The following is a 15,598-nucleotide window of genomic DNA, read 5'->3' as shown; positions in this document are numbered from 1 at the left end:
AACAGGTCTTCGTCTCCAAGCGCGGCCAGGGCACAGGGTATTCGGGCATCGAGAACCCCCTGTTCTTCAAGGAAAACACCCGCATGTTCTACGGCGACGCAAAACAGTCGCTCGATACGCTGCTGGGTATGATCCAGTAATCAGCCCGCCCGATGAAACGCAAAGGCGCCCCCAACCGGGGCGCCTTTTTCCTTCAGCCACTTTCTGACTGAAAATACCTCGGGGGAGGCCGAAGGCCGGGGGCAGCCCCCCTGCAACACTTCGATTGTATACCGTCGCATTCATCTAACGTACTGAAATGAAACACTTCTGTACATGTATTGCCGGGGCAATTAAGGTCCCCAGCATTGTTGCCCGGAGACCGAAATGCCCCCGATCCAGGACCACCCGCTGCGCTATCCGCTGACCAACGAGCTGCACGCACGGCCTTTTCCAACCATGAACTGCCCCTGTACGGCGGCCTATCTGGCGGTGAAGCAGCCGAAAGAGGCGGTACACCGCGACCGGCAGCAGGACCTGAAGCACCTGATCGCGCTGCTCGACCGGCACGGCGCGCCGCATCCGCAACCGGGCGCCACGCATCACGCGGCAGCAATCGGGCGGCACATGCTGAAATGGGAGCAGCACACCGAATTCGTGAGCTACACCGTTTATCGCGACGGCACCGGGCAGCGTGCCTACGATCCCGCGGAGTTTGATGTCTTCCCCCAGGATTGGCTGGCAGCGGTGCCGGGGCAGCGGATCACCTCGGCGCTGATCCGGGTGGTGCCGCGGCCGGAAGAAGGGGTGCTGAAGCCGCTGCTGCAGGACTGGTTCGTGCCGGAAAGCCTGACCGTGGCGCAGGTGCTGGACAACAATGCGCTGGTGGCCGGGGACTTCCGGATCGACCCGGCGGGCCACATGCGTTTTGCCGTCTTTGCGAACCCCGAGACCGGCAGCCAGCGCATCGGCCGGGTGGTGCAGCGGCTCTGCGAGATCGAAACCTACCGGGCGATGGCGATGCTGGGGTTCTCCCGTGCCCGGGGGCTGGCCCCCACCATCGGTGCGCTCGACAGCCATCTGAGCAGCATCATGCAGGAAATGACGGGCGGCAGTCAGCCGGCCGACCAGATCCTGTCGCAGCTCCTGACCGTCGCGGCCGAGCTGGAGGCGATGGCGGCGCAATCGGCCTTCCGCTTCGGCGCGACCGGCGCCTATGACGCGCTGGTCAATCAGCGCATCGCGTTGTTGCGGGAAAACCGTCTGCACGGCTTCCAGACCCTGGCGGAGTTCATGCTGCGCCGGTTCGAGCCGGCCATGCGCACGGTGACTTCGACCGAGAAGCGGCTGGAGACGCTGGCGGACCGGGCGCGCAGGGCGGGGGAGCTCTTGCGGACGCGGGTGGATGTGGAGCGTTCGGCGCAGAACCAGGAACTGCTGGCCAGCATGGACAGGCGCGCAGATCTGGCGCTCAGGCTGCAGCACACGGTCGAGGGGCTGTCGGTCGTGGCGATCAGCTATTACGCGGTGTCGCTGGCGGGCTATGCGCTCTATCCGCTGGCGGCGCTGATGAACCTCAGCAAGGGCAATCTGATTGCTCTGATCACCCTGCCGGTGGTGGCGCTGGTCTGGCTTGCGGTGCGGCGTATCCGCAAGAAGCTGCACTGAGCAAGTCCCCCTTCGGAACGGAAAATGGCCGCCCCGGAAAGGGCGGCCATTTCCTGTTTTAAAGGGCACGTTTGCCTCAGCGGCCGCGGATGCGCGGGTCCAGCGCGTCGCGCAGACCATCGCCCAGGTAGTTCACGCTCAGCACCGTCAGCGAAATCGCCATGCCGGGCCAGAACACCCGCTCGGGGTATTGCTGCAGGTAGTCGGTGGCATCGAACAGCAGCCGCCCCCAGGTCGGGAAGTCCGGCGGGAAGCCGAGGCCGAGGAACGACAGCGACGATTCCGTGATGATCGCGGTGGCGATGCCCAGCGTGGCCGAGACCATGATCGGCGACAGCACGTTGGGCAGGATGTGCCGTGCGATCAGCTTGCTGTTCGTGGTGCCGATCGAGCGCGCCGCCATCACGAATTCGCGCTCCTTCAGCGCCAGCACGTCGCCGCGCACGATCCGTGCGGTCGGCATCCAGCTGGTGATGCCGATGGAGGCCACGATCAGGATGAAGATCCCCTGTTCCGGCCCGAAGGCAGCGTTCAGCGGCTCGCGGAACAGCAGCATCATCACCAGCAGCAGCGGCAGCAGCGGCAGCGCCAGGAAGAGGTCTGTAAGGCGCATCAGCGGCCCGTCGAGTTTCCTGAAGAAGCCCGCCATCACCCCGATCAGCGAGCCCAGGAACAGCGCCAGCAGCATCGCCGTCAGGCCGACCGAAACAGAAGTCGCGCCGCCCGCCATCATCCGGGCCAGCATGTCGCGGCCCAGCTGGTCGGTGCCGAAAGGATGCGCCCAGCTCGGGCCCTGGTTGCGGGCGCGGATGTCGATCTGGGTGGCGTCGATGTCCCAGAAGAACGGCCCCAGGTACACCGCCAGGATGATGAAGAGAAACAGCGCCCCGCCCATCATCGCGCCGCGGTGCGACTTGAACTGGTCCCAGACGTTCAGCCACTGGCTGCGCGGCGGGCGGTGGAGTTCCTCCAGCGCGCCGGCGCCGGGCACCGCGGTCGAGGCGGGCGCCATGCCTTCGTCGGGCACGAAGCGTTCCTTGTCAGTCATAGCGGATCCTCGGGTCAAGAATGCCGTACAGCACGTCGGCGATCAGGTTGAACAGCACGATCAGCACCGCGAAGATGAAGGTCAGCGTCTGCACCATCGGCAGGTCGTTGGCCTGGATCGCGCCGATCAGCAGCTGGCCGATGCCGTTCACCTTGAACACCTGCTCGGTGATGATGGCACCGCCGAAGATTGCCGGGATACCCAGCGCGATCACGGTGACCACCGGGATCATCGAGTTCCTGAGCACATGCACCAACACCACAACATATTCGCTCAACCCCTTGGCGCGGGCGGTGCGGACGTAATCCTGGTTGAGGTTGTCCAGCATCGAGGCGCGCATGAAGCGGGAAAGCTGCGCGGTGATCTGCAGCGCCAGCACCATCACCGGCATGATCATCTGCTTCAGCTGGTAGACGAAGGCGTCCCAGCTGTCGACGGTATGGGTGGTGTCATAGATCGAGGGGAACCAGCCCAGCTGCACCGAGAAGATCACGATCACCAAGACGCCCGAGAAGAACGGCGGCACGGAAAAGCCCACCATCGAGATGAAGGTGCCGAGCTGGTCGAACCAGCTGTACTGGCGGTAGGCCGAATAGATCCCGATCGGCAGCGCGATCACGATGGCCACCAGATAGGCGGTGCCCACGACCCAGAGGGTCTGCGGCAGGCGCTGGATCACGATATCCATCACCGGCGAGCGGGTCTGCCAGGAAATCACTCTGAGGTCCCCGGCCGAGAAGGATGTGCCGAGGTAGTGGTCGATCAGAACCTGCGGTTCGATCCAGAAGAATTGCACCAGCCACTTCCAGAAGCGGATATGCATGGGCTGGCCCAGGCCAAGCGCCTCGCGCATCTTTTCCTTGACTTCAGGAGGGACGGTGAGGGGGACCTGCGCCATCGGATCGCCGGGAGCGAGCTCCAGGAGCAGGAAGATCACGAGGCTGATGAACAGCAGTGTGGGCACCGCAAGTATCAGCCGCCGGATTGTAAAAGTCAGCATCAGCTAAGCGCCTTTACAACGGGGATTTGAGTTTGGAAGCAAGGCGGCAGCGCCTGGCGTCCGTCTTATGCGCAGGCCGTAAAGCGTAACCACCCGGAAATGGCAAGAGGCCCCGGTGTAACACCGGGGCCCCGCAGAGCCTGACGCGGATTACTTAATGCGGTGCCAGTCGGCCGCGTTCCACAGTTCGCTGTCCCAGACGTTCAGATCGACGCCGCCCAGGGTGTTGGAATGTGCCGACAGGCGGCCGCGGTGCACCAGCGGGATCATGCCGCCCTTTTCGACGATGATGTCATTGAGGCGCTTGGCGATCTCGGCCCGGGCGTCCTGACCGGCGGTCTTGGTCAGTTCGGCGTGCAGCTTGTCGTACTCTTCGTCACAGAAGCGCGAGATGTTCTCGCCCTGCCACTGGGTGGCCGGGGTCGGTGCTTTGTCGCACAGACCGTTGCCCAGGTAGGACTGCGGGTCGGTGCCGTTGAAGGTGTTGGCGTACATCTCGACGTCGGCATAGAACTTCTGGAAGGTGTCGGGCGAGCCCGGGTCGCCGCCGAAGAAGACGCTGGAGTTGATGTTGCGCAGCTCGGACTCGATGCCGATCTGGCTCCACCATTCCTTGATCAGCGCCTGGAAATCCTGGCGCACGGCGTTGGTCGAGGTCTGGTACAGGATCTTCATCGGCTTGCCGTCCGGGGTCTCCCGCACGCCGTCGCCGTTGGTGTCCTTGTAGCCGGCTTCCTCCAGCATCGCCTTGGCGCCTTCGATGTCCTGGGTGGAGCAGTCGAAGGTGTCGGAGGCGAAGGCTTCAGGCGCGGGCACCCAGTTGCAGCCGACCTTGCCGGCCTTGCCGTAGCCGATTTCCACCAGCAGCGGGCGGTCGATGGCCATCGACATCGCCTTGTAGACCGCCGGGTCGCCCAGGAACGGATGCGGGCGGATCACCGAACGCTCGTCCGGGCCAAGCGCCGGGTCAGGGTTGGTGTTGTTGAGCATGATGCGCTCGACCAGCGGGCCGAAGCCTGCCACCGGCTTGCCCTTGCCGCCTGCTTCCATCTGGGCGATCACTTCCGGCGCCAGCTGGAGGTTCCAGGCGTAGTCGAACTCGCCGGTTTCCATCACTGCGCGGCCCGCCGCGGTGGCGTCGCCGCCGCCCTTGAACAGCACCTTGGCGAAGGCGGGCTTATTGGGGTCGCGGTAGTTGTCGTTGGCCGACAGGGTGATCACGTCGTTGGGCTTGAATTCGTCCACCACAAACGGGCCGGTGCCCAGCGGCGCGAAATTCGCTTCGGTGCATTCGGGGGCCTTGGCGCCCATGCAGTTTTCAAACTGGGCCTTCTGGATGATCGGGCTTTCGCCGCCCACGAAGGGACCATAGGGGAAGGGGGTGGGTTCGGCGAAGGTCACCTTGACGGTGAGGTCATCGACCGCTTCGACGCCGGTCACGCCTTCGAACTTGGTCACCTGGGCGCAGCCGCCTTCGGGATCCATGCAGTAGTTGGCGGTGAACACCACGTCATGCGCGGTGAAATCGCTGCCGTCCGACCACTTGATGCCGGGGGCGATTTTCCAGGTGATCGACTTCAGGTCCTCGCTGACGCCGCCGTTGTCCACGGTCGGGATCTCGGCCGCGAGGAACGGCACCATGTTGCCCTTGGTGTCGTAGCGGGCCAGCGGCTCGATCACCAGCGAGGCGGCTTCGACGTCCTTGGTGCCGCCCGACAGGAACGGGTTCATGATCGACGGCGCCTGCCAGTAGATAATGTTGACCTGGCCGTCCGATCCCCGTTCCGCATAAGCTGCAGAAGCCAGGGAGGCCGCGGCAGCAGCCCCCATCAAAAGGGATTTGATTTTCATCACACTCTCCTTGCCGGACACATTGCGTGTCTTTTTTTTGTTTTGAGCGGGCCTTCAGCGGGCCCGGAGATTTGCCGCATCGCTGCGGAGTTTAGCTATCATCGCCTGTGCGCGCCGGTGAAGATCAGTAAACCCCTGGGGTTGTCCCTGACCCGGCCGGGCCGCGCCTGGCAGGCGGCGACTGCCGGTATCGAAACAGAGTTTGGGAAAATTGCAAGCCTTGGCGTCGGGTAATTCCAGGCCCGGGTTTGACGCGCCCGGCGCGATCGGCTTACATCGCGGCAACAATGAGCGGCAAATGCTGCCGGGAATATCTTGGGCCAAGGCCTGCGGGCCGCCTGGCCGGACAGAAGGGGATCAAAGGTGCTGGATCAGCCAATTGCACAGATCAAGGGCTTGCGGGTCGAGTTTCAGACCAAGGACGGGCCGGTCGTGGGGGTCGAAAACGTCTCGTTCGAAGTCAATCCGGGCGAAACCGTCTGCATCGTGGGCGAATCCGGCTCCGGCAAATCGGTCTCCTCGCTGTCGCTGATGCGGCTGGTGGAGTTCGGCGGCGGCGAGATCGCGGGCGGCGAATTGGTGTTCGACCGGCGCCAGGGCGGCAAGACCGATCTGGCCAAGGCCCAGCAGGACATGATGAAGCAGATCCGCGGCAACGAGATCGGCATGATCTTCCAGGAGCCGATGACCGCGCTGAACCCGGTGTTCACCGTCGGCCGCCAGCTGACCGAGGGCCTGCGCATCCACAAGAACATGTCCAAGGCCCAGGCCGAGGAACGTGCGCTGGAGCTGTTGCGCCAGGTCCGCATCCCCGAACCTGAACGGCGGCTGCAGCAGTATCCGCACGAGCTGTCCGGCGGCATGCGCCAGCGGGTGGTGATCGCGATGGCGATGGCCTGCGAGCCGCGTCTCCTGATTGCGGACGAGCCGACCACCGCGCTCGATGTGACCATCCAGGCCGAAATCCTCGCCCTGATGGACCGATTGAAGCGCGAGACGGGGACGGCGGTGATGTTCATCACCCACGACATGGCGGTGGTGGCGCAGATGGCCGACCGCGTGGTGGTGATGTTCCGCGGCAACAAGGTCGAGGAAGGCACCGTCGAAGAAATCTTCGAGAATCCGCAGCATGACTACACCAAGGCGCTGCTGGCGGCGGTGCCCAAGCTGGGCGAAATGCGCGGCAAGCACTACCCCGAGCCGATGAAGCTGATGGGGGTCGAGGATCAGAAGATCGAGCCGATCAAGGGCACCGACGAAGTGCTGCTGAACGTCGAGAACCTGGTCACCCGCTTCCCGGTCAAGGGCGGCATCCTGCGCCGCACCGTGGCCAATGTGCACGCGGTGGAGGATGTGTCCTTCAAGGTCTTCAAGGGCCGGACCCTGTCGCTGGTGGGCGAATCCGGCTGCGGCAAGTCCACCGCCGGCCGCTCCCTTTTGCGGCTGGTGGAGCCGCAATCCGGCAAGGTGGAGTTTGAGGGGCGCGATGTCCTGGGCTTCAGCCACAGCCAGATGCACAAGGCGCGCCAGGACATGCAGATGATCTTCCAGGATCCTTTTGCATCGCTCAACCCGCAGATGCAGCTGATCGACCAGGTGGCTGAGCCGCTGCGCAACTATGGCCTCGCCTCGGGGTCCGAGCTGCACGACCGCGTCGCGAGCCTGTTCGACCGGGTGCACCTGCCGCGCAGCTTCATGCGCCGCTACCCGCACGAGATGTCCGGCGGCCAGCGCCAGCGGATCGCCATCGCCCGCGCGCTCGCCCTGAACCCCAAGCTGATCGTCGCGGACGAGGCCGTCTCGGCGCTGGATGTGTCGGTGCAGGCGCAGGTTCTGAACCTGATGATGGAGCTGCAGGCGGAACTCGGACTCTCCTTCCTGTTCATCAGCCACGACATGGCTGTGGTGGAGCGCGTCAGCCATCAAGTCGGCGTCATGTACCTCGGCCGCATCGTCGAGCTTGGCCCGCGTGAACGTGTCTTCGAGAACCCGCTTCATGCCTACACGCAAGCCTTGATGAAGGCGGTGCCGGTGGCCGACCCGCGGCGGCGCAAATCGGAGCGGGAGCTGAACTTCAAGCCGATCCCCTCGCCGATTCACGGGCTGGACTACCAGCCGGAACCGTCGGAATACCTGGAGCTTGAACCCGGCCATTTCGTTTTGACCACCGACAGCGGGTATTGAGCATGGCGTCCCGGCTGACCCCGCTGGAGATCATGGCAAAGCTGGTCTCCTTCCCGACGGTCAGCCGGGACAGCAACCTGCCGCTGGTGGAGTGGGTGCAGGGTTACCTGTCGTCGCAGGGCATCGAAAGCCACCGCTGGACCGGCCCCGAGCAGCCGCACAAGGCGGCGGTTTTTGCCCATGCCGGCCCGCTGACGGACGGCGCGGTCGTGCTCTCGGGCCATACCGACGTGGTGCCGGTTGACGGCCAGGCCTGGGACAGCGACCCGTTCACCGTGACGAAACGCGACGGCAAGTACTTCGGCCGCGGCACCTGCGATATGAAAGGTTTCGATGCGCTCGCCATCTGGGCCCTGGTGGAGGCGCATGTGCAGGGCGTGAAGCGTCCCTTGCAGCTGGCGCTCAGCTTTGACGAGGAGATCGGCTGCACCGGCGCGCCGCCGATGATCGCCGCAATGCAGGAGAAGCTTCCCAAGGGCGCGGCCGTGCTCGTAGGCGAGCCCTCGATGATGCAGGTGGTGACCGGCCACAAAGGCGGCTACGGCTATTCCACCCATCTGCACGGCTTCGAGGTGCACAGCTCGCTGGTGCATACGGGCGTCAGCGCGGTGATGCATGCCGCGCCCTTGATCGAATGGGTGAACGCGATGAACGCCGAAAACCAGGCGGCAGAGCCCGATGCCGCGGCAAGCCTGTTTGAACCGCCCTTCACGACGCTGCATGTGGGCGTGATCGAAGGCGGCACCGCGCAGAACATCACCGCCAAGGACTGCACCTTCAGCCTCGACATGCGCATCCTGCCGCAGGAGAGCGCGGCAGGCTGGCGGGAGCGCTACATGGAGCAGGTCCGCCAGGTTGAGGCGCGGATGCAGGCTGTTCACCCGGAGACGCGGATCGAGGTCACTCAGACCTTCGACGTGCCCGCGCTTGCGCCCGAACAGGACGGCGCCGCTGAAACTCTGGCCCGCGCGCTCACCGGCGACAACGGCCGCCATGTGGTCAGCTACGGCACCGAGGCCGGGCAGTTCCAGGCGGCGGGCTACTCCGCCGTGGTTTGCGGGCCGGGCGACATTGCCCAGGCGCATCAGCCGAACGAATATGTTACTGTGGCACAGTTCGAAGCAGGTCACAGCTTCATGCGGCGGCTGGTGGAGCGTCTGGCTGGATGAGCGTCCGCAGCCGGACAGGCAGGCCGCGATGAGCCGGCCGGGCGCGGACATTCCGGGCGGTATCTACGAAGACGTGGATTTCGCCGTGCTGTTGCAGATCGCCGGCCGGATGATCGCGCAGTATGTCGAGGCGATCGGCAAGGAAAGCGGCCTTGCGGCGGGGCACCTCAGCCTTCTGGGCATGATACACCGCAAGCCCGGGCTGGTGCAGAACGCCTATGGCGGTATTCTGGCGATCAACACCGCGACCCTGGCCCGCTATGTCGAAAAGCTGGCCAAGCGCGGGCTGCTGGAGCGCGAGCGCTCCGAAGCCGACCGCCGCACCGTGCACCTGCGCCTGACGCCCGCGGGCAGGACGTATATCGAGGACGTGGCCGAACGGCTCTCCGGTGTGCGGGAGGAGATGCGCGCCCGCCTGCCGGCCGCGCAGATCGAAGAGTTGCAGGCCAGCCTGGTTGCCTTCCTGACCGCCGAAGGCCCCGGTTCGGAGTGACCCCCTTGCGTCCGCGGGCTGGCCGGGCGCGCCTGCGCTGTTGGGCGTAGACAAAGGCGGGTGAGTTTTGTACCAATCGTCTCAGATGAGAGGAGTTAGCGCGATGCCGGCCAAGAACAGATTTGCCGAGATGCATGGTGAGATCACCGCCTGGCGCCACCACCTGCATGAACACCCCGAACTGATGTACGAGGTCCACGAGACCGCCGCATTTGTCGCCGCGCGGCTCAGGGAATTCGGTATTACCGGGATCACCGAAGGCGTCGGCCGCACCGGCGTGGTTGCGGTGATCGAGGGCAAGACCGACACCTCGGGCAGGGTCATCGGGCTGCGGGCCGACATGGACGCGCTGCCGATTCATGAAGCCTCGGGCGTTGACTACGCCTCCAAGACCGCGGGCGTGATGCATGCCTGCGGCCATGACGGCCATACCGCGATCCTGCTGGGGGCTGCGAAATACCTCGCCGAGACCCGCAACTTCGACGGCAAGGTGGTGCTGATCTTTCAGCCCGCCGAAGAAGGCGGCGGCGGCGGCAAGGCGATGTGCGACGACGGGCTGATGCAGCGCTGGGGCATCCAGGAGGTCTACGGGCTGCACAACATGCCGGGCCTGCCGGTGGGCGAGTTTGCCACCCGGCCCGGCGCGCTGATGGCCTCCTCGGACGAGTTTGAGATCGAGGTGACCGGCAAGGGCGGCCATGCCGCGACGCCGCATGACGCGATCGACACCACGCTGGTCGCCTCGCAGATCGTGGTCTCGCTGCATTCCATCGTGTCGCGCAACATCGACCCGCTGAAGCGCGTGGTGCTGACCGTGGGCACCTTTGAAACCGACAGCACCGCGTCGAACGTGATAGCCCACACCGCGCGTCTGCAAGGCACCGTGCGCACGCTCGACCCCGAGTGCCGCGAGCTGGCCGAGGCGCGCGTGCGCCGGGTGGCGGAGGACACTGCCTCGGCCTTTGGCGCGGCGGCCAAGGTCACCTGGACGCCGGGCTACCCGGTCACCATCAACACCGGGGCGGAGACGGAGTTTGCGGTGGAAGCCGCCCGCGCGGTGGCTGCCAGGGTCGATGACGACACGCCGCCGATCACCCCGTCGGAGGATTTCTCCTACATGCTGGAAGAACGGCCCGGCGCCTATATCTTCCTCGGCAACGGCGACACCGCGATGTGCCATCACCCGGCTTATGTCTTTGACGATGACGCCATACCGCTCGGCTGCAGCTGGTTTGCCGAGCTTGTCGAACGCCGCATGCCCGCGGCCTGAGGAGGACCCGAATGCCCGTGAAGAACCGCTTTGCCGAACTCTCCGATGAAGCGGCCGTCTGGCGGCGGGACATCCACCGGCATCCGGAGATCCTCTATGACACCCGCCGCACCAGCGCGCTGGTGGCGGAGAAGCTCGCGGAGTTCGGCTGCGACGAGGTGGTGACCGGCATCGGCCGCACCGGTGTTGTCGGCGTGATCCGGGGCCGCTCGGATACCGCGGGCCGCGCCATCGGCTTGCGCGCCGACATGGACGCGCTGCCGATGCAGGAGCAGGGCGCGCGCCCGCATGCCTCCGCCATTCCCGGCGCCATGCACGCCTGCGGCCACGATGGCCATACCGCGATGCTTCTGGGGGCCGCCAAATACCTCGCCGAGACCCGCAATTTCGATGGCACTGCGGTGGTGATCTTCCAGCCTGCCGAGGAGGGCGGCAACGGCGCGGAGGCGATGTGCAAGGACGGGCTGATGGAACGCTTCGGCATCCAGGAGATCTACGCCATCCACAACGCGCCGGGGCTGGAGGCAGGGACCTTCGCAATCCGGAAAGGACCGATCCTCGCATCGGTCGACGAGTTCACCATCACCCTGCAGGGCCGCGGCGGCCATGCCGCCAAGCCGCATGAAACGGTGGATACAACGGTGATGATGGCGCATCTGATCTGCGCGCTGCAGTCTGTAGTGGCCCGCAACGTGGACCCGGTGCGCGAGGGCGTGCTCTCCGTCACCTCTGCCGAGACGTCTTCCAAGGTGTTCAACGTGATCCCCGACCGGGCCGAGCTGCGCGGCACTATCCGCACCCATTCGCCCGAGGTGCGCGCGCAGATGCGCCAGCGGCTGGAGGAGATCGCCGTGAGCGCCGCCGCGGCCTTCGGCGGCAGCGCCGAAGTTGCCTTCACCCTCGGCGTGCCGGTCACCATCAACGATGCCGAGGCCGCCGCCCATGCGCGTGAGGCCGCCGAAGCGGTGGCGGGGCACGCGGTGGAGCCGCCGCTGGGCATGGGGGGCGAAGACTTCTCCTTCATGCTGGAGGCCCGCCCCGGCGCGATGATCCGCCTCGGCAACGGTTTCGGCCCCGGGCTGCACCACCCGGAGTACGACTTTAACGACACCATCATCCCGCAGGGCTGCAGCTGGTTCGCCGAGATCGTCGAACGCCGCATGCCCGCGGCCTGATCGAGACAAAACCGAATACTCCGGGCGGGCCAGCACCCTCCGGGCAAATCTGACACAAGGAGTACATATCATGCCGGTCAAGAACCGCTTTGCCGAACTTCAGGACGAAATCACCGCCTGGCGCCGCGACATCCACGAAAACCCCGAGATCCTCTTCGACACCCACCGCACCAGCGCGCTGGTGGCGGAGAAGCTGAAGGTATTCGGCTGCGATGAGGTGGTGACCGGCATCGGCCGCACCGGCGTTGTCGGCGTGATCAAGGGCAAGTCCGACACTTCGGGCAAGGTGATCGGGCTGCGCGCCGACATGGACGCGCTGCCGATCCACGAGCAGACCGGGGTGGAATACGCCTCCAAGACCCCCGGCGCGATGCACGCCTGCGGCCATGACGGCCACACCGCGATGCTGCTGGGCGCGGCCAAGTACCTGTCGGAGACCCGCAACTTCGACGGCACCGTGGTGGTGATCTTCCAGCCCGCCGAAGAAGGCGGCGGCGGCGGCAAGGAGATGTGCGACGACGGCATGATGGACCGCTGGAACATCCAGGAGCTCTACGGCATGCACAACTGGCCGGGCCGCCCCGTGGGCTCCTTCTCGATCCGCCCGGGCGCCTTCTTTGCCGCCACCGACCAGTTCGACATCACCTTCGAGGGCCGCGGCGGCCATGCCGCCAAGCCGCAGGAGACCATCGACACCACGGTGATGGCGGCACAGGCGGTGCTGGCGCTGCAGACCATCGCGTCGCGCAATGCCGACCCGGTGCATCAGATCGTGGTTTCGGTGACGTCGTTCGAGACCTCTTCGAAGGCGTTCAACGTGATCCCGCAGAAGGTGCAGATCAAGGGAACCGTGCGCACCATGTCGGGCGAAATGCGCGATCTGGCGGAGAAGCGCATCAAGGAGATCTGCGCGGGCGTCGCCGCAACCTTCGGCGGCAGTGCCGATGTCACCTACCACCGCGGCTACCCGGTGATGGCGAACCACGAGGAGCAGACCGAGTTTGCCGCCAAGGTGGCCGCAGATATCTCGGGCAACTGTGACGAGGCACCGCTGGTCATGGGCGGCGAGGACTTCGCCTTCATGCTGGAGGAACGCCCCGGCGCTTATATCCTGGTCGGCAATGGCGACACCGCCGCCGTGCACCATCCGGAGTACAACTTCAACGACGAGGCCATACCGGCCGGCTGCAGCTGGTGGGCGGGAATCGTAGAACAGCGGATGCCTGCGGCCTGAGGCACGCGGGGGAGGGGGCTGTCTGCCCCCTCTTGCCCCGGGCACGCCCGGGGCAATTCACCCCCGAGGATATTTCCCGCCAGAAGAAGCCGGGCGGCGCGCGGGCGCTGGCCCGGTTTCTTTCAGTGGGAGCCCAAAAGTGCGGCGATTCAGGGTCTAGTGCTCGAGCATCTCGCGGTAGATCGCGACCAGCGTGCCGGCTTCTTTTTCGAGCGCGAAATTGGTGACCGCGTGTTTGCGCGCGGCTTTTGACCAGGCTTGCAGCCGGCCTTCGGTGCCCAGCACCTCCTTGATGGCCTCCACCATCTGCGCGGTGTCGCCGGGGTCGATCAGCAGGCCGGTTTCGCCCGGCGCGACCATCTCTTCAAAGGCGCCGGCGCGGGTGGCGACCACCGGCACGCCGCAGGACATGGCTTCAAGAGGGGTGAGCCCGAAGCCCTCCCAGCGCTGCGGTGCCACGTAGAGGTCCAGCGCCTGATACCAGCGCGCAACTTCCCAGACCGGCACCTCGGGGGGGAACAGCAGCCGGTCTTTGAGGCCAGCGGCCTCCACCCTCGCGCGCAGATCCCTTTCGAACTGCATGTGTTTCTCGGTCGCCCGTCCCATCACCACGGCCGCGGCGCGGGGGTGGTCTTTCAGCACGTCGAGCATCGCGCCGACAAAGACATCCGTGCCCTTCTGCGCGCGGATGCGGCCGTAGCAGCCGATCAGCAGGGCGTCTTCGGGCAGGCCCAGTTCGCGCCGCAGCGCCGGTTTGTCCGCGGACGGTGCGAAGGTGGCGGTGTCGATGCCGTGGTGCACCACCTGAGCCGGTTTCTCCAGATAGGCCGCGCCCTTGGCCGAGGTGGCGATGACCCGGTCCATCTGCGAGATCAGCCATTTGGTATAGTTCGAGTGATGCCGCTGCGAGGCGGAGGTGAACAGCAGCTTCAGCCGCTTGCCGAAAATGTACTTCAGCGCCAGCCCGGCCAGCATTTCGGTGTTGCGGCGGGCGTGCCAGACGCGGGCGCCTGCGGGGCCGTTGCGCGGCATCAAAAGAAGCTCGCCCGCCTCCAGATGCGGCAGGTGATCCGGCAGGCCCGCGCCGGCCGTGGCAATGGCGATCTGCTTGCGCTGCAGGGGCACCAGACGCACGATGGTGGCGGTCACGCCCGACAGGCGGCGCTTGAAGTTCGGGGCGATGACTTCGACCGTGCGGGGGTCAACCTTGACCATCGGGGTCTCCTTCTGCGGCAGGCAGCAGCTTGAGCAGCGCCTCCACTGTGTTGTCCAATTGGTCCGACTGGCGCGAGATGAAGGCGGCGGCGGCGCGGCGCGCGGTGTCGAGCGTCTCGGGCTCCGCCAGCCAGCGGGTGATTTCCCGGCAGAGCCCCCCGGCATTCTCCACCTCCACCGCTGCGCCCTCGCGGGTCAGCTCGGCGTAGGTTTCGGCGAAATTGTAGTGGCCCGGCCCGGTGATTACGGCGGCGCCGGCCTGCATCACCTCGTACGGGTTGTGGCCGCCGATCTCGCGCAGTGAGCCACCGAGGAAAACCAGGGGGGTGAGCGCATACCAGGTTCCGACTTCGCCCAGCGTGTCGGCGAGGTAGACCTGGATTTCCGGCGCCAGCAGCTCGCCCTGACTGCGGCGGGCAGAGGTGAGGCCTGCCTCCGCGATCAGCGCCTCTGCTTCGCTGCCGCGCTCCGGGTGGCGGGGGGCGAGCAGCAGGCAAAGGTCCGGATGCTGCGCAAGCAGCGCCTTGTGGGCCGCAAGCACCACCTCCTCCTCGCCTGCGTGGGTGGAGGAGGCAACCCAGACCGGGCGCGTTCCGAGTGCGCTGCGAACCTCGGCCAGTGCGGTCTGGTCCACCGGCAGCGGGGCAGAGACCGCCTTGAGATTGCTGCCTGGGCGGATACGGTCCGGGGCGGCGCCGATGGCGCGCAGGTTATCGGCTGTCTTGCGGTTCTGGGTGAGAAACAGCGCGAACTGGCCGAGGATGAAGCGCGCGGTGGCCGGGCGTTTCTGCCAGCCTGCGACCGAACGGTCGGAGAGGCGCGCATTCAACAGCACCAGCGGGCAGCCCGTTTGGCGCGCCCGCACCAGCATCTGCGGCCACAGCTCGCTTTCCACGAATACCCCCAGATTGGGCTTCCAGTGGTCCAGGAAGCGCTCCACCGCGGCGGCGGTATCGAGCGGCGGGAACTGGTGGCGGCAGCGCGGCGGCATCCGTTTGGCGACCAGCTCGGCCGAGGTCGGCGTGCCGGAGGTGATGAGGAATTCCGCATCCGGCGCCAGCTCGCCGATGCGGCGGATCAGGGTCAGCACCGACAGGCTTTCCCCGACCGAAGCCGCATGAAACCAGATCAGCTGCCCGGGAGGCCGCGGCAGGGAGGCATGGCCGAGCCGCTCGCGGACCCGTTCTTCGGGCAGGCCATAGGCGCGCAAGCGGGCAGCCACCCTGCGCCAGGCAAGCGGCGCGATCAGTGCACTGGCACCGCGATAGAGCGAATAGAGCAGCGTCGGCTGCGCGCCACCGGGTCCGGGCAT

At 66.0% G+C, this 15,598-nt stretch carries 13 protein-coding genes; 8 read left to right on the top strand and 5 right to left on the bottom strand.

All coding sequences use genetic code 11. The annotated features are described in order from the left end of the window. Together ACOHX0_RS19550 and ACOHX0_RS19545 are read left to right on the top strand one after the other, a co-directional pair. The coding region (locus tag ACOHX0_RS19550; RefSeq protein ID WP_420678904.1) for an NAD(P)(+) transhydrogenase (Re/Si-specific) subunit beta at positions 1-140 on the top strand (140 nt) is incomplete at its 5' end. A gap of 226 nt (positions 141-366) precedes the next feature. Then, positions 367-1,647: a DUF3422 family protein gene (locus ACOHX0_RS19545; RefSeq protein WP_420678899.1), complete on the top strand. Its 1,281-nt coding sequence runs from the start codon at positions 367-369 to the stop codon at positions 1,645-1,647. A 76-nt stretch (positions 1,648-1,723) separates the two neighbouring features. On the opposite strand, the gene ACOHX0_RS19540 is transcribed toward ACOHX0_RS19545, so the two are convergent. The 3 genes from ACOHX0_RS19540 to ACOHX0_RS19530 form a co-directional block, all read right to left on the bottom strand. Further along, positions 1,724-2,695, bottom strand: coding sequence for an ABC transporter permease (locus ACOHX0_RS19540; protein ID WP_420678897.1), 972 nt, complete (start codon positions 2,693-2,695; stop codon positions 1,724-1,726). Further along, the gene (locus tag ACOHX0_RS19535; RefSeq protein ID WP_420678895.1) at positions 2,688-3,695 is read right to left on the bottom strand and encodes an ABC transporter permease; all 1,008 of its coding nucleotides are present in this window, start codon (positions 3,693-3,695) and stop codon (positions 2,688-2,690) included. The genes ACOHX0_RS19540 and ACOHX0_RS19535 overlap by 8 nt, the downstream gene beginning before the upstream one ends. Positions 3,696-3,845: 150 nt before the next feature. Then, on the bottom strand, positions 3,846-5,546 hold the full coding sequence (locus ACOHX0_RS19530; RefSeq protein WP_420678893.1) for a peptide ABC transporter substrate-binding protein: 1,701 nt from the start codon (positions 5,544-5,546) through the stop codon (positions 3,846-3,848). 363 nt (positions 5,547-5,909) lie between these two features. Here ACOHX0_RS19530 and ACOHX0_RS19525 point away from each other — a divergent pair, with 363 nt between their 5' ends. The 6 genes from ACOHX0_RS19525 to ACOHX0_RS19500 all read left to right on the top strand — a co-directional run bounded on the left by ACOHX0_RS19525 (position 5,910) and on the right by ACOHX0_RS19500 (position 13,071). Further along, positions 5,910-7,730: an ABC transporter ATP-binding protein gene (locus ACOHX0_RS19525; RefSeq protein WP_420678891.1), complete on the top strand. Its 1,821-nt coding sequence runs from the start codon at positions 5,910-5,912 to the stop codon at positions 7,728-7,730. 2 nt (positions 7,731-7,732) lie between these two features. Then, positions 7,733-8,899: an acetylornithine deacetylase gene (gene argE, locus ACOHX0_RS19520; protein WP_420678889.1), complete on the top strand. Its 1,167-nt coding sequence runs from the start codon at positions 7,733-7,735 to the stop codon at positions 8,897-8,899. A 28-nt stretch (positions 8,900-8,927) separates the two neighbouring features. After that, complete coding sequence (locus ACOHX0_RS19515; protein WP_420678887.1) at positions 8,928-9,392, top strand: MarR family winged helix-turn-helix transcriptional regulator; 465 nt, start codon at positions 8,928-8,930, stop codon at positions 9,390-9,392. 103 nt (positions 9,393-9,495) lie between these two features. Then, positions 9,496-10,662: a M20 aminoacylase family protein gene (locus ACOHX0_RS19510; RefSeq protein ID WP_420678885.1), complete on the top strand. Its 1,167-nt coding sequence runs from the start codon at positions 9,496-9,498 to the stop codon at positions 10,660-10,662. Between the two features lie 11 nt (positions 10,663-10,673). Then, positions 10,674-11,837 carry a M20 aminoacylase family protein gene (locus tag ACOHX0_RS19505; protein ID WP_420678883.1) on the top strand — a complete coding sequence of 388 codons (1,164 nt, stop codon included), beginning with the start codon at positions 10,674-10,676 and terminating at the stop codon, positions 11,835-11,837. Positions 11,838-11,907: 70 nt separating this feature from the next. Further along, positions 11,908-13,071 (top strand): M20 aminoacylase family protein, encoded by a 1,164-nt coding sequence (locus tag ACOHX0_RS19500; RefSeq protein WP_420678881.1) that lies wholly within the window; start codon positions 11,908-11,910, stop codon positions 13,069-13,071. 156 nt (positions 13,072-13,227) lie between these two features. Here the strand turns inward: ACOHX0_RS19500 and ACOHX0_RS19495 are convergent, their stop codons facing one another. After that, complete coding sequence (locus ACOHX0_RS19495; RefSeq protein WP_420678879.1) at positions 13,228-14,286, bottom strand: glycosyltransferase family 4 protein; 1,059 nt, start codon at positions 14,284-14,286, stop codon at positions 13,228-13,230. Next, positions 14,273-15,598, bottom strand: a complete 1,326-nt coding sequence (locus ACOHX0_RS19490; RefSeq protein WP_420678877.1) for a 3-deoxy-D-manno-octulosonic acid transferase — start codon at positions 15,596-15,598, stop codon at positions 14,273-14,275. Before ACOHX0_RS19490 ends, ACOHX0_RS19495 begins: the two co-directional genes overlap by 14 nt.

The organism is Cribrihabitans pelagius (assembly GCF_048820915.1).
GTDB classification, from domain to species: domain Bacteria; phylum Pseudomonadota; class Alphaproteobacteria; order Rhodobacterales; family Rhodobacteraceae; genus Cribrihabitans_A; species Cribrihabitans_A pelagius.
Note: the sequence above shows the minus strand (reverse complement) of the source record. Positions and strands in the feature narration are given on the sequence as shown.

Excerpts from the sequence above, each read along its gene's own strand:
- ACOHX0_RS19495 (WP_420678879.1), bottom strand. The coding sequence starts at position 14,286 with ATGGTCAAGGTTGACCCCCGCACGGTCGAAGTCATCGCCCCGAACTTC.
- argE (WP_420678889.1), top strand. The coding sequence starts at position 7,733 with ATGGCGTCCCGGCTGACCCCGCTGGAGATCATGGCAAAGCTGGTCTCC.
- ACOHX0_RS19530 (WP_420678893.1), bottom strand. The coding sequence starts at position 5,546 with ATGAAAATCAAATCCCTTTTGATGGGGGCTGCTGCCGCGGCCTCCCTG.
- ACOHX0_RS19515 (WP_420678887.1), top strand. The coding sequence starts at position 8,928 with ATGAGCCGGCCGGGCGCGGACATTCCGGGCGGTATCTACGAAGACGTG.
- ACOHX0_RS19535 (WP_420678895.1), bottom strand. The coding sequence starts at position 3,695 with ATGCTGACTTTTACAATCCGGCGGCTGATACTTGCGGTGCCCACACTG.
- ACOHX0_RS19545 (WP_420678899.1), top strand. The coding sequence starts at position 367 with ATGCCCCCGATCCAGGACCACCCGCTGCGCTATCCGCTGACCAACGAG.
- ACOHX0_RS19510 (WP_420678885.1), top strand. The coding sequence starts at position 9,496 with ATGCCGGCCAAGAACAGATTTGCCGAGATGCATGGTGAGATCACCGCC.
- ACOHX0_RS19505 (WP_420678883.1), top strand. The coding sequence starts at position 10,674 with ATGCCCGTGAAGAACCGCTTTGCCGAACTCTCCGATGAAGCGGCCGTC.
- ACOHX0_RS19490 (WP_420678877.1), bottom strand. The coding sequence starts at position 15,598 with ATGCCCGGACCCGGTGGCGCGCAGCCGACGCTGCTCTATTCGCTCTAT.
- ACOHX0_RS19500 (WP_420678881.1), top strand. The coding sequence starts at position 11,908 with ATGCCGGTCAAGAACCGCTTTGCCGAACTTCAGGACGAAATCACCGCC.
- ACOHX0_RS19540 (WP_420678897.1), bottom strand. The coding sequence starts at position 2,695 with ATGACTGACAAGGAACGCTTCGTGCCCGACGAAGGCATGGCGCCCGCC.